The organism is Paramagnetospirillum kuznetsovii, from assembly GCF_003284725.1.
Taxonomy (GTDB): domain Bacteria; phylum Pseudomonadota; class Alphaproteobacteria; order Rhodospirillales; family Magnetospirillaceae; genus Phaeospirillum; species Phaeospirillum kuznetsovii.
This window is the reverse complement of record NZ_PGTO01000008.1, coordinates 71273-83436: the sequence shown is the minus strand read 5'-3', so window position 1 is coordinate 83436 and position 12164 is coordinate 71273. Positions and strand designations below refer to the sequence as shown.

Sequence of the window (12164 nt, the reverse complement as noted above, 5' to 3'; positions counted from 1 at the left end):
CGATTGAGGGACTTGCACCATGAACACCCGCCCCGAAGACAGGGTCGTCACCTTGCGTGACTGGCTCGGATTCCTGTCCATGGTGCTGGGCATGTTCATGGCCATCCTGGATATCCAGATCGTCGCCAGTTCCATCGCCCAGATCCAGGCGGGCATTTCCGCCTCGGCCGACGAGGTCAGTTGGGTCCAGACCTCCTACCTGATCGCCGAGGTGGTGATGATTCCGCTGTCGGGCTGGGCCGCCCGGCTGGTCTCCACCCGCTATCTGTTCTTCGCCTCCTGCATCACCTTCACGGTGGCCAGCGCGGCTTGCGCCTTCTCGTGGAGCATCGAATCCATGATCGTCTTCCGGGCGATCCAGGGTTTCCTTGGCGGCGCCATGATCCCCACCGTCTTCGCCACCACCTATATGATCTTTCCGCCCAGGCTGCAGGCCGGTCTGTCCGTGGTGATCGGCCTTGTTGCCACCATGGCGCCCACCATCGGCCCGACCCTGGGCGGCTGGCTGACCGAGAGCTGGAGCTGGCACTGGCTGTTCCTGATCAACGTGGTGCCCGGCGTCGTCGTCGCCACCATGGTGATGAGCTTCGGGCGCCGCGACAAGCCGCAGCTCTCCATGTTGAAGGGCTTCGATCTGGCGGGAATCCTGCTGGTGGCCGTGTTCCTCGGCTCGCTGCAATATGTGCTGGAGGAGGGCCCCGGCGACGATTGGTTCACCGACCGGCGCATCGTGATCATGTCCCTGATCTCGGCCTCGGCCGGTCTGGCCTTCATCTGGCGGGAACTGACGGCCGCCCATCCGGTGGTGGATTTGAAAGCCTTCGCCGACAGCAATTTCGCGGTGGGCTGCCTTTACAGCTTCATCATCGGCATCGGACTGTATGGGTCGGTCTATATCGTGCCGCTCTACCTTGGTCGGGTGCGCGGCTATTCGGCGCTGGAGATCGGGACCACCATGATGGTGACCGGCCTGTTCCAGGCGCTTTCGGCGCCCCTGGCGGGCAATCTGGCCAAGCATATGGACCTGCGCTACATGCTGGGGATGGGGTTGGCGCTGTTCGGCGGCGGGCTGTGGCTGAATTCGGCGCTGACCTCGGAATGGGGCTATTGGGAGATGTTCCTGCCCCAGGCGGTGCGCGGGCTGTCGCTGATGTTCTGTTTCGTGCCCATCAACGCGGTGGCCCTGGGACATCTGCCGCCGCAACAGGTCCAGAACGCCTCGGGACTTTATAACCTGATGCGCAATCTGGGCGGCGCCATCGGGCTGGCGGTGATCAACACGGTGCTGACTCACCGTCTCGACCTCCATATGAGCCGCCTGTCCGAAGGCCTGACCTCGGCCAGCGGCGCGGCGGTCGGAATGCTGAGCGGGCTCGCCGAGCATCTGGAGCCCATGCTGGGCGGCGGTGCCGAGGCCGGCGCCCTCAAACTGCTATGGCAGTTGACCCGGCGGGAAGCCATGACCATCGCCTTCGCCGATGCGTTGATGGTGATGGCCTCGGTCTTCGTCCTTGGGCTGCTGCTGCTGCCCCTTCTCCAGCCGGTTTCCCATCCCAGCGCCGACAGCGGCGGACATTAGCTCTCGACTTTTCAGCTTCCGAGCGTGTAAACCCTCGTCCGGGACGGGGAATTCAGGGACTGCGGAGCGATCCGCAGCTGGGAAATGCTGGTATTTTCGATGGCGGCCCTTGGGGCCGTCCAGGACGTATGAGTCTGTTCTTCGGCAATCGGGGCGTGCCCGAAATCGCTTCCGGCGATGTCTTTCGCAAGATCGGAACCTATGGTGCCGATTGGGTGGTGGAACGCCTGTTCGACTACCCCGATATCCCTCGGCATGCCCGCCTGATCGACCAGGGCAGTGGCCGCACCATGACGGTTGCCGTCAGCATGTTGCTGGACCCCGAGATGTTCAAGCCCATCCGCAAATAGCGTTAACGCGGCTGGCAATCGGGTTTGGTGAAATACTTCTCGATGATCGGCCCATAATCGTGGACCAGGACGCTTTTGCGTTGGCGCACGGTGACCGTGGTGCCGGTCGGCCCCTTGGCGAATTCGGTGACCATGAAGTATTCGGTGCGGTAGACGGCTTCCAGCGTTCCGGTCAATTCCGAGCGGGCGCCGCCCGGCGCGGCGTCGCAGCGATAATGGAAATTGGGACCGCTGGCGCACCACATCAGCATGCGGGCGGTCTTGGCGCAGGCCTGATCCGGCGCCACCGAAATGGTGAAGATGGACTGGGCTTCGGCGTTGGCCTTCAGCGCCTCGACACTGAGGTCGGGGCTGACGAAGGAGCAGCCGCCTAGGGCGAGGCCCAGGACCGAAAAAAGGAACGTCGCGCGCGTCATGACCCTATCCGCAAACTGACCAAGCGCTAAGTTAACGTGGATTTCGCGGCGGCGGAACTAGGGTCTTTCCCCTAAGACTCAGGTATGGCCCGCAACAGGCCGTCGACGACGGTCCGCAGCCTCTCCATATCGGCGTCCCGCGACAATCGATGCTCGCCGTCCTTGACCAGGATGATCTCCACATCGGCCGCCGTCAGGCTGTCGGCGATCTGGAGCGCGGTGCGCCACGGCACGTCCGCATCCAACTGCCCGTGAATCAGCCGCACCGGGCAGGACAGATTGATGACGTCGCGCAGCAACAGATGATTGCGGCCGTCCTCGATCAGGCGGCGGTGCACCCGCCAGGGATTTTCCGGCTCATAGCAATTGGGCAGGCTGATCTCGCCCTTTTCCAGCAATTGGCGCCGCTGCTCGAAGCTGAAATCCTGCCACATCAGATCCTCGGTGAAGTCGGGGGCGGCGGCGACGCCCACCAGACCGACCACCCGGTCACGGCGTTCCAGGGCGGCCAGCAAGGAAATCCAGCCGCCCAGGCTGGACCCCACCAGCACCAGTGGGCCTTCGGTCAGCGCGTCGATCACCGCCACCGCATCCTCGGCCCAGCGTCCAACCGTGCCGTGCATGACGTCGCCCGAGGATTGCCCGTGGCCGAAATAATCGAAGCGCAGGAAGGCGCGGCCTTGGCCTCGGCACAGATCTTCCAGGGCCATGGCCTTGCTGCCGGTCATATCGGAATGATAGCCATGCAGGAACACCACGCCGGGTTTTTTGCCCTCGAAACTGTGGTATGCGATTGTCGCGCCGTCGGGGCGTGATAATATCCCGCCCCCGACGGACCGCCCGCCGTTATCATCGTCACCCGTCATGGCAAGAGCTCGCCTTTATCCTATGCAAATGGACCAAGCCACTTCCATCGATGCGCCCTCGGCCGAACTCCGTCAACCCCTTCCGGGCGACGGCCGTCCTCCCGTGGTGTTGCAGGTATTGCCCGCGCTGGTGACCGGCGGGGTCGAACGCGGCGCGGTGGACATGGCGGCGGCGCTGGCGGCGGCTGGCTGGACGGCCATCGTGGCCTCCGAGGGCGGCCCCATGGCCCGCGAATTGTCGCGCTGCGGCGCCGAACACATCACGCTGCCGCTGGCCAGCAAGAATCCGCTGGTGATCCGCCGCAATGCCGACCGGCTGGCCGAAATCGTGGCCAACCGCAACGTCGACATCCTGCACGCCCGGTCCCGCGCCCCGGCCTGGAGCGCCCTGATGGCGGCGGAGCGCACCGGCTGCCACTTTCTCACCACCTTTCACGGCACCTACAATACCGGCGGCTATTTCGGCCTGAAGAACCGCTACAACGCGGTGATGACCAGGGGCGAGCGGGTGATCGCCATCTCGGAATTCATCGCCGAGCATGCCAGGCGGGTTTATGGCCTGGACCCCGACCGCATTCGGGTGGTCCATCGCGGCATCGACCTTAACCGCTTCGATCCAGCCAGGGTCAGTCCCGAGCGCATCATTCAACTGGCGCAGAAGTGGCGGCTGCCCGATGGTCATCGGGTGATCATGCTGCCCGGCCGCCTGACCCGGTGGAAGGGTCAGTCGGTGCTGATCGAGGCCTTGGCCCTGCTGGGCCGCCACGACGTGCGCTGCCTGCTGGTGGGCTCCGACCAGGGCCGCACCGGCTATCGCGAGGAATTGGAGGCATTGGTGCGACGCCGCGATCTGGTGGACGTGGTCCACCTGACCGACGAATGCAACGACATGCCCGCCGCCTATATGCTGACCGACGTGGTGGTATCGGCCTCCACCGATCCCGAGGCATTCGGCCGGGTGGCGGTGGAAGCCCAGGCCATGGGCCGCCCCGTCATCGTCACCGCCCACGGCGCCACCGGCGAGACGGTGATGCCCGGCCGCACCGGCTGGCTGACCGCGCCCGGCGACGCCGAGGCCCTGGCCCAGGCTCTGGACCGCTTCCTGGCCCTGTCGGCGGAAGAGCGCGCCGGCATGGCGCAAGACGCCATCGAGCATGTGCGAGCCAATTTCACCAAGGAAACCATGTGTGCCCAGACCATCGCGGTCTACCGGGAGGTTCTGGGCCTCGCCTCCGGCACGTCATGACCATTCGCCGAATTCTGGTGATAAAGCTGGGCGCCCTGGGCGATTTCGTTCAGGCCATGGGGCCGTTTTCCGCCATCAGGGCGCATCATCCCGGCGCCCATATCACCTTGCTGACCACCAAGCCCTTCGCCGATCTCGCCCTGGCCTGCCCGTGGTTCGATCAGGTGCGGCTGGACGACAAGCCGAAGCCCTGGCAGTTGCCCAGCATGCTGCGGCTGCGCGCGATGCTGCGCGACGGTCGGTTCGACCGGGTCTACGACCTCCAGACCTCGGACCGTTCCTCCAGCTATTTCCGGCTGCTGGGCAAGGCGGTGGAGTGGTCGGGAATCGCGCCGGGCTGCTCGCATCCCCATGCCAATCCCCGGCGTGACGCCATGCACACCATCGAGCGCCAGCGCGAGCAATTGGCCGTGATCGGCATCACCGAGGTGCCGCCGCCCGACCTGTCCTGGGTCAAGAGCGATATTTCCCGATACGGCCTGTCGCATCCCTTCGCGCTGATCTGTTCCGGCGGGGCGGCCCACCGGCCCGCGAAGCGCTGGCCGTCCGAGCGCTTCGCCGCCCTATGCGCGTGGCTGGCGGAGCGTCAGGTGCAGCCGGTGCTGCTGGGCACCGAGAAAGAGGCCGACGAGATCAAAGCCATCCGCGCTTTGTGTCCCGATGCCGCCGATCTGGCCGGGCGCACCTCGACCCTGGATATCGTCGCCCTGGCCCGCGACGCGTTGGCGGCGGTCGGCAACGATACCGGCCCCATGCATCTGATCGCCATGGGCGGCTGCCCGTCGGTGGTGCTGTTCTCCCACGATTCCGATCCGGCGCTATGCGCGCCGCGCGGCAAGGTGACGGTGTTGCGCAGGCCGTGTCTTGCCGATCTGGACGCAGCCGAGGTGGAAGCCGCATTGAGCAGAATGATCGAGCCATGACTTGGCTGGAACGGCGCAAGCGCATGGAGGCCATCCTCCAGACCGAGCATCGCCGCCAAAGCGTCACGGGCCAGCGCCAGAATCTCAATCATGAGAAAATGGCCGGGACCATGGGCCGGTTCTTCCGGCGGCTGGGCCTCTTCGATTGGGGCTTGCGCAATGCCCATGATGTGCGGCTCCACGCGGTGGAAATCGCCGACCCGGCCCTGCCCCAGGACTTCGACGGCTTCAAGATTCTCTTTCTCTCCGATCTGCATGCCCTCAATACCCCGAGAGTCATGGTGGAGGCGGCCGAGCGGGTGCCCGCGCTGGATTTCGATCTTTGCATTCTGGGCGGCGACTACCAGATTTTCGCCAAGCCCCCCGCGCGTGAAGCCGCCCGCCTGATGTCGCCGCTGCTTGCCGTCTTGGCGGCCATGCGCCCGCTTTACGGCGTGCTCGGCAATCACGATCGTCACGATCTGGTGCCCGAGATGGAGGCCCTGGGGGTGGAGATACTGATCAATCGCCACGTGACGGTGGAACGGGGGGGCGCCCGTCTGGTTCTGATCGGGCTGGACGACATCCACTCCTTCTACACCGAGGCGGCGGAGCAGGCCTTGCGCCAGGCGCCCGAAGGATATCGCATCGCCGTCATCCATAGCCCGGAATACGCCGACCACGCGGCGGCGGCGGGGGTGAACCTCTACCTGGCCGGCCATACCCATGGCGGCCAGATCTGCCTGCCGGGCGGCATGCCCATCTTCACCGCCACCCAGTCCCACCGGGCCTTGGCGGCGGGGGCGTGGCGCCATCGCGGCATGCGCGGCTATACCAGCACCGGGCTGGGCTCGTCCGATCCGCCGGTCCGCTTCAACTCCCGCCCCGAGATGGCGTTGATCACCTTGCGGCGCGCGCCTTGACTTCCCTGGGTTTCGCCGTAGAAACTGCATCCCCCGTTTTCGTTCCTGTCGCAAGTGAGAGTCCCATGGTCGCCATTACCCTGCCCGACGGTTCCGTCCGTCAGTTCGATCACCCGGTGACCGGCCTCGACGTGGCCAAGTCCATCGGCCCCGGTCTGGCCAAGGCGGCTCTGGCGGTGACGGTGGACGGCGCCATGAAGGATCTCTCCGTCCTGCTGGACCGCGACGTCAAGCTGTCCATCATCACCGCGAAAAGCGGCCAGGACGCGCTGGAACTGCTGCGCCACGACGCCGCCCACGTCATGGCCGAGGCGGTCAAGGAGCTGTATCCCGAGACCCAGGTGACCATCGGCCCCTCCATCGAGAACGGCTTTTACTACGACTTCGCGCGGCCGACCCCGTTCGGGCCGGAGGATCTGGAAAAGATCGAGAAGCGCATGGCCGAGATCGTCGACCGCGACGAGGCCATCACGCGGGAGGAATGGGACCGCGACGAGGCCGTCAAATTCTTCGAGGGGCTGGGCGAGAAATACAAGGCGGAGATCATCGCCTCCATCCCGTCCGACCAGAAGATCGGCCTGTATCGCCAGGGTAAGTTCATCGATCTGTGCCGTGGCCCCCATCTGCCGTCCACCGGCAAGCTGGGCAAGGCCTTCAAGCTGATGAAGCTGGCCGGGGCCTATTGGCGTGGCGATTCCCGGAACGAGATGCTTCAGCGCATCTACGGCACCGCCTGGTTCGACAAGAAGGAGCTGGACGCCTATCTCCACATGCTGGAAGAGGCGGAAAAGCGCGACCATCGCCGCCTGGGCCGCGAGATGGAGCTGTTCCACCAGCAGGAGGAGGCGGCGGGCTCGGTGTTCTGGCACAAGAAGGGCTGGACGCTGTACCGCGCCGTCGAGGCCTATATGCGCCGCCGTCTCGAGGCCAACGACTACCAGGAGGTCAAGACGCCGCAGTTGGTGGACTTCTCCCTGTGGGAGGCCTCGGGCCACGCCGACAAGTTCTCCGAATCCATGTTCACCATCACCACCCAGGACGACCGTCACCTGGCGGTCAAGCCCATGAACTGCCCCTGCCATGTGCAGATCTTCCGCCAGGGCATCAAGAGCTATCGCGACTTGCCGCTGCGCATGGCCGAGTTCGGCTCCTGCCATCGCTACGAGCCGTCGGGTGCCCTGCACGGCATCATGCGGGTGCGCGCCTTCACCCAGGACGACGCCCATATCTTCTGCACCGAGGACCAGATCACCTCGGAGACCATCGCCTTCTGCCAGTTGCTGAAGGAGGTCTACACCGATTTCGGCTTCACCGATGTGCGGGTCAAGTTCTCCGACCGTCCGGCCAAGCGGGCCGGGTCCGACGAGACCTGGGACAAGGCGGAAAGCGCGCTGCTGGAAGCCTCCAAGGCCGCCGGTCTGGAAACCGTGCTCAATCCGGGCGAGGGCGCCTTCTACGGCCCCAAGCTGGAATTCGTCCTGCGCGACGCCATCGGCCGCGATTGGCAGTGCGGCACCCTGCAGGTGGACTTCGTGCTGCCCGAACGTCTCGACGCCGCCTATGTGGCCGAGGACGGCGCCAAGAAGCGCCCGGTCATGCTGCACCGGGCCATCCTGGGTTCGTTCGAACGCTTCCTCGGCATCCTGATCGAGAATTTCGCGGGCCGCTTCCCGCTGTGGCTGGCGCCCACCCAGGTGGTGGTCGCGACCATCGTCTCGGACGCCGACGACTTCGCCGCCGAGGCGGCCGCCGCCCTGAAAGCCGCCGGACTCCGCGTCGAATTGGACCTGCGCAACGAGAAGATCAACTACAAGGTCCGCGAGCACTCGGTGGCCAAGGTGCCGGTGATGCTGGTGGTCGGCAAGCGCGAGGCGGAGAATCGCTCGGTCGCCATGCGCAGGCTGGGAAGCCAGGACCAAGAAATTGTTGCGCTGGATCAAGCAGTCGCTACACTTAGCCGCGAGGCTGCCCCACCCGCGTGATACGCCCACCCGCGTGACACGACAGGACAGCCGACCGGACCGACGGGCCGGCCCGCGAACCACGCGCCGGGCCTATCGGGTACTCGAAAACATGGAGATTGTTAAATAGCTAGACCGCCGATGCAGACGCCGCCCAAGAACGATGGGCCCCGCGTCAACCGTGAGATCGATGTGCGTTCCATCCGCCTTGTGGGCGCCGATGGCGAAATGATCGGAGTCGTGACCCTGCGCGAGGGTCTGACCATGGCTGAGGAAGCCGGGCTCGATCTGGTCGAAGTCTCCCCCAATGCCGATCCGCCGGTGTGCAAGATTCTGGATTTCGGAAAGTTCAAGTACGAAGACCAGAAGAAGAAGAATGCCGCCCGCAAGAAGCAGAAAGTCATTGAGGTCAAGGAAATCAAGCTGCGGCCGAACATCGACGATCATGACTATGACGTCAAGATGCGCAGCATGAAGAAGTTCCTCGAGGAAGGTGACAAGGTCAAGGTGACGCTGCGCTTCCGTGGTCGCGAACTGGCTCACCAGGATCTCGGCATGATCGTGCTGGAAAAGGTCAAGGTCGACCTGGACGCCCTGGGCAAGGTCGAACAGCATCCCAAGATGGAAGGCCGCCAGATGGTGATGGTGATCGCGCCCCGCTAAGGGTGCGCGATCAGCCGTTCCACCATTGCAAGGATCCGCCCGAAAGCGGGTTGCTTCGTCATGGCCTTTGCGCTATTTTCCGCGCCTCCCTGACCACCGGGGAACACACTCCTGCGGAGGGGTGGCAGAGTGGTCGAATGCGCCGGTCTCGAAAACCGGTATGGGTGCAAGCTCATCGTGGGTTCGAATCCCACCCCCTCCGCCATTCAAAAGAAAAGGCCACCCTCGGGTGGCCTTTTCTTTTTGAGCAGGTGCCGGTGCGGGGAGGCATTGAGTGCACTGTCACCGGAACCCGGGAGGATCAAGTGTCCTCCGGTACGAGCATCACGAGGTTTTGAATGTTCCTTAGCTCGTAGCCCCTGGACTTCTTCGGAAAAAGGTCACCTTCGCAAGAGATCGGCAATCGACGTTTGTTCGCTTCAGCGAGCAAGGCATACGTCTCGTCATCCAAATCAACTGCGGTGACGGATACGGGCTTCTCGTCCACAAACACCTTGAGGCTTGCTTGCCCCAGCTTTGCCTTTGGTGGACGCTTTGGCCCATACACCCAGCCCTGCAGTTGCTGGCCTGTCATGGGTTCCTTAGTCCGAAGGAACTCTGCGGCCTTCAGAAGAACCTGGGATGTCTGTGCCTCGAACCTGACCTTATGCTGGGGTGCTGTCCTTTCAAATAAAGGTCGAACCTCTGCCCAACTGACATCAATGTCTATGGTTCCTCCTGCCTCTGTAAGATGAGCAAGCGCCTCGCATAGGTTCGCATTGACCCCATCTCGCAAATGCTCTTCGAAATGCTCGACCTGACTATCCTTGTCTAGGGCCTCAGCGACGGCCGCTTTGGTGGCGACCAACGCCCCGATCAGCGTCTTGGTAACTTTTCTCTCAAATGGATCGGGATCAAACTGTGGGCCAAGAGATAACTGGCCTGAATCGTCAAGTGCGGGGGCGACGGGGGACAAAAGGGTGATGATGTAACTTCCCTTTTCGGTCTGCCCTATCCTCAGGCTATCTATGTAATCCGTCGCAGATTGTGGTTTTCTGCTATAGAAAACAGCCCTTGGCCTGTCCGGTGAAGCGGCTGTACACGCAGCAGAGAGCAATATTTCGCGGGCTTGTTGATACAGCTTTACGCCCGCATCGATGGGCAAGGAGCCATCTTCCGCGTTCTCCACTGCGCGTATCCTCACAATATCAGCGCCAGTGGTCGTCAAGTCGATTAGGACAGACAGTTCGCTACGCTCTTCGGCACTGGCTACCGCACGGACAACGTCAACCATGCGAGCTTCGTAATCACCTAGCTCTGCGTTAAGCGGCACAAGAGCCTGCCACTTTTCGCTAGCACCTCGATAAACAACGGCACGGCCCTCCCAACGCTCAACCTCTGCCCATCCTCGAGACAGCAGGTAGGCCTGGACCGTTATTGGCGAGAGCGATCGAAACACCGCCCGATCTTCGATCCTGACCTTCATAGCGGCTCCCGGCGGTCAACTTTCCGCATCATCGCGTCGAGGGTATCGGGATTGAAGGGTTGCGAGAGTGGCACCTTCACTGTGACAGAGTTGGTGGTAATCGGCATCTTGCCTCTAAGGGAGAGCCAGTAAGCACCCCGCCGCATCACCAGCAGGTTCGGTGCAAAGTGCAGCCAGTCCTCCTCCTCTTTGGGGAGAAGTACGACAAGGAGTATACGGGGCCTTAATGTGTCAATTCGCAAGTCATCGTAGTTTTTTGCGGGAAGGGAAAAATGGATGTTTCCCTTGCAAACTAAGTCCTGCGATGTTGCTTTCAATTGGAAGCCAACTGATGGACGTACCCCATACCGGCCCTCTATTTCCCCATCGATGCTATCGAAGTCTGAACTGGGGATGTTGTACTGATAGCCCGCTCTCGCACAGATCGCCTGCACAAACGCCCTGGAGAAGCATTCCATCCTCGCTGTTACCGGCATCCCCCCAGCATCGCCGCCCAGTTTGGTCGGCGCGGGAAAGGGATAGCGAGCAGAGGGGATGGAGCGAAGCCCCCCCGTTCCTTGAAGTTCGCTGTTCTGGAGCCTCGAACGGCTAGACTTTCGATACGCCATCCCCCAAACCTATACAATGTATGGCAACGTCGCCAAGCTAGCATGTTGCCATAGAAAAAACATCGTAGGTTGTTGCGGGGTTCCAGTGACAGTGCACTGATTGGATGGGGGCATCCGATCAATAGCGCCTGCGGCACCATAACACCCTGATTTCGCATGAGAGAAGGTTCGTGCCCAGCCGCCTTCCCTCCGGGGTCGGTGAGCGTGCGCTTATTCGCGAAGGAAATAGACCAAATCCAGGGCCGGTGGCGGCACGTCGGTGGCTGACAGCATGTCATGGACTTGCCCCCGGTGATGGGTGGCGTGGTTGAACATGTGCAACATGGTCAGGCCCCGAGGGGTCGCTGTATCCTGACCGGCCGCGGTCCGATAGGCGAACACGGCTTCGAGGTCGCCAAGCGGAGCCTCGAAGAATGTGACGATTCGGGCGTCCATATCTTGACGTGCCTGGACCAGTCGCCCGAAATCGGCATGCAGGATCTGGTCGAGCCCTTTGATGCCGTGGCTTTCGTCACCCGTGAACCGCCCCATCCATAGCATGTCACCGATCAAGACGTGGTTCAGGGTGGCGAGAATGGAGCCAAAGAAACTGGGACGCGGGCATGAGATCGCCTCCCCGGGCAAGCGGGAGCAAGCCTCATAGAGGCGTTGGTTGGCCCAGGCATTGTAGCGGGCCAGTGTTCGAAGGGTCGCGGGTGTCATTTGTCCATCCTGCGAAAGCGGCGGGCGAAACCGTGGTCAGAGACCTGTTCGGCCCCCTCAAGGCCAGAGTCTATGAGGCCATTCAAAGAAATGCGGTTCGCCACTATCCAACTCCGCACCGCCACATGTCTTGCGAAATCCGTTCTCTGATTTCGGTCGGAGTCTGAATGGAATGCTGACCTGCCATGGGAATCGTCCTCCAGTCCGAAGCAGAGTTCGTTCCAGACAAGGACGGACGATATGAAGCGCAGCAGGTTTTCAGAGGAACAGATCGTCGGCATCCTGATCGCTCGGCGCTTTCGGAGATGTCGAGTGTATTTCCAGCCAGTTGAAGCTCTCGGGATGGAAATAGATGTAGGCCATGTAGGCGGCGAAGGCGACCAGCAAGCCGACTCCGATCAACAGACCCAGGATATCCTTGTCGGACATGACACCCTCCGCTTCCCTGCCCCCTCGCTTCCCTGCCCACGGAGCCATTATCCC

General features: G+C 62.7%; 13 protein-coding genes and 1 tRNA gene. 8 read left to right on the top strand and 6 right to left on the bottom strand.

Features of this window, described 5'->3' with window-relative positions; translation table 11 throughout:
* Window positions 1–19 precede the first annotated feature (19 nt).
* Window positions 20–1579, top strand: a complete 1560-nt coding sequence (locus CU669_RS12000) for a DHA2 family efflux MFS transporter permease subunit (RefSeq protein WP_112144971.1) — start codon at window positions 20–22, stop codon at window positions 1577–1579.
* Between the two features lie 128 nt (window positions 1580–1707).
* A complete protein-coding gene (locus CU669_RS11995) occupies window positions 1708–1929 on the top strand; it encodes a hypothetical protein (protein ID WP_112144969.1) in 222 nt (73 codons plus the stop codon).
* Window positions 1930–1931: 2 nt separating this feature from the next.
* Here the strand turns inward: CU669_RS11995 and CU669_RS11990 are convergent, their stop codons facing one another.
* The gene (locus CU669_RS11990) at window positions 1932–2345 is read right to left on the bottom strand and encodes a hypothetical protein (RefSeq protein WP_112144967.1); all 414 of its coding nucleotides are present in this window, start codon (window positions 2343–2345) and stop codon (window positions 1932–1934) included.
* A gap of 71 nt (window positions 2346–2416) precedes the next feature.
* Entirely contained in the window at window positions 2417–3211 is a 795-nt protein-coding gene (locus tag CU669_RS11985) for an alpha/beta hydrolase (protein ID WP_112144965.1), read from the bottom strand.
* Window positions 3212–3239: 28 nt separating this feature from the next.
* Here CU669_RS11985 and CU669_RS11980 point away from each other — a divergent pair, with 28 nt between their 5' ends.
* The 6 genes from CU669_RS11980 (at window position 3240) to CU669_RS11955 (ending at window position 9111) form a co-directional block, all read left to right on the top strand.
* Entirely contained in the window at window positions 3240–4457 is a 1218-nt protein-coding gene (locus CU669_RS11980; protein ID WP_112145104.1) for a glycosyltransferase family 4 protein, read from the top strand.
* Window positions 4454–5380: a glycosyltransferase family 9 protein gene (locus tag CU669_RS11975; RefSeq protein WP_112144963.1), complete on the top strand. Its 927-nt coding sequence runs from the start codon at window positions 4454–4456 to the stop codon at window positions 5378–5380. The genes CU669_RS11980 and CU669_RS11975 overlap by 4 nt, the downstream gene beginning before the upstream one ends.
* Entirely contained in the window at window positions 5377–6282 is a 906-nt protein-coding gene (locus tag CU669_RS11970) for a metallophosphoesterase (RefSeq protein WP_161539656.1), read from the top strand. The genes CU669_RS11975 and CU669_RS11970 overlap by 4 nt, the downstream gene beginning before the upstream one ends.
* A 65-nt stretch (window positions 6283–6347) precedes the next feature.
* Window positions 6348–8264: a threonine--tRNA ligase gene (gene thrS / locus CU669_RS11965; RefSeq protein ID WP_112144959.1), complete on the top strand. Its 1917-nt coding sequence runs from the start codon at window positions 6348–6350 to the stop codon at window positions 8262–8264.
* 120 nt (window positions 8265–8384) lie between these two features.
* Complete coding sequence (gene infC, locus CU669_RS11960) at window positions 8385–8906, top strand: translation initiation factor IF-3 (RefSeq protein WP_112144957.1); 522 nt, start codon at window positions 8385–8387, stop codon at window positions 8904–8906.
* Window positions 8907–9021: 115 nt separating this feature from the next.
* A tRNA-Ser gene (locus CU669_RS11955) sits at window positions 9022–9111 on the top strand.
* 96 nt (window positions 9112–9207) lie between these two features.
* Here CU669_RS11955 and CU669_RS11950 read toward each other — a convergent pair.
* The 4 genes from CU669_RS11950 to CU669_RS21380 all read right to left on the bottom strand — a co-directional run bounded on the left by CU669_RS11950 (window position 9208) and on the right by CU669_RS21380 (window position 12110).
* Window positions 9208–10371: a hypothetical protein gene (locus tag CU669_RS11950; protein ID WP_112144954.1), complete on the bottom strand. Its 1164-nt coding sequence runs from the start codon at window positions 10369–10371 to the stop codon at window positions 9208–9210.
* Window positions 10368–10979, bottom strand: a complete 612-nt coding sequence (locus CU669_RS11945; RefSeq protein WP_112144952.1) for a DUF4365 domain-containing protein — start codon at window positions 10977–10979, stop codon at window positions 10368–10370. Before CU669_RS11945 ends, CU669_RS11950 begins: the two co-directional genes overlap by 4 nt.
* A gap of 210 nt (window positions 10980–11189) precedes the next feature.
* Entirely contained in the window at window positions 11190–11681 is a 492-nt protein-coding gene (locus CU669_RS11940; RefSeq protein WP_112144951.1) for a DinB family protein, read from the bottom strand.
* Between the two features lie 258 nt (window positions 11682–11939).
* Window positions 11940–12110, bottom strand: coding sequence for a hypothetical protein (locus tag CU669_RS21380; protein WP_161539655.1), 171 nt, complete (start codon window positions 12108–12110; stop codon window positions 11940–11942).
* Between the last annotated feature and the right edge of the window lie 54 nt (window positions 12111–12164).

Excerpts from the sequence above, each read along its gene's own strand:
- CU669_RS11950 (WP_112144954.1), bottom strand. The coding sequence starts at position 10,371 with ATGAAGGTCAGGATCGAAGATCGGGCGGTGTTTCGATCGCTCTCGCCA.
- CU669_RS11970 (WP_161539656.1), top strand. The coding sequence starts at position 5,377 with ATGACTTGGCTGGAACGGCGCAAGCGCATGGAGGCCATCCTCCAGACC.
- CU669_RS11980 (WP_112145104.1), top strand. The coding sequence starts at position 3,240 with ATGGACCAAGCCACTTCCATCGATGCGCCCTCGGCCGAACTCCGTCAA.
- CU669_RS11985 (WP_112144965.1), bottom strand. The coding sequence starts at position 3,211 with ATGACGGGTGACGATGATAACGGCGGGCGGTCCGTCGGGGGCGGGATA.
- CU669_RS11990 (WP_112144967.1), bottom strand. The coding sequence starts at position 2,345 with ATGACGCGCGCGACGTTCCTTTTTTCGGTCCTGGGCCTCGCCCTAGGC.
- CU669_RS11940 (WP_112144951.1), bottom strand. The coding sequence starts at position 11,681 with ATGACACCCGCGACCCTTCGAACACTGGCCCGCTACAATGCCTGGGCC.
- CU669_RS11975 (WP_112144963.1), top strand. The coding sequence starts at position 4,454 with ATGACCATTCGCCGAATTCTGGTGATAAAGCTGGGCGCCCTGGGCGAT.
- CU669_RS11995 (WP_112144969.1), top strand. The coding sequence starts at position 1,708 with ATGAGTCTGTTCTTCGGCAATCGGGGCGTGCCCGAAATCGCTTCCGGC.
- CU669_RS21380 (WP_161539655.1), bottom strand. The coding sequence starts at position 12,110 with ATGTCCGACAAGGATATCCTGGGTCTGTTGATCGGAGTCGGCTTGCTG.
- thrS (WP_112144959.1), top strand. The coding sequence starts at position 6,348 with ATGGTCGCCATTACCCTGCCCGACGGTTCCGTCCGTCAGTTCGATCAC.
- CU669_RS12000 (WP_112144971.1), top strand. The coding sequence starts at position 20 with ATGAACACCCGCCCCGAAGACAGGGTCGTCACCTTGCGTGACTGGCTC.
- infC (WP_112144957.1), top strand. The coding sequence starts at position 8,385 with ATGCAGACGCCGCCCAAGAACGATGGGCCCCGCGTCAACCGTGAGATC.
- CU669_RS11945 (WP_112144952.1), bottom strand. The coding sequence starts at position 10,979 with ATGGCGTATCGAAAGTCTAGCCGTTCGAGGCTCCAGAACAGCGAACTT.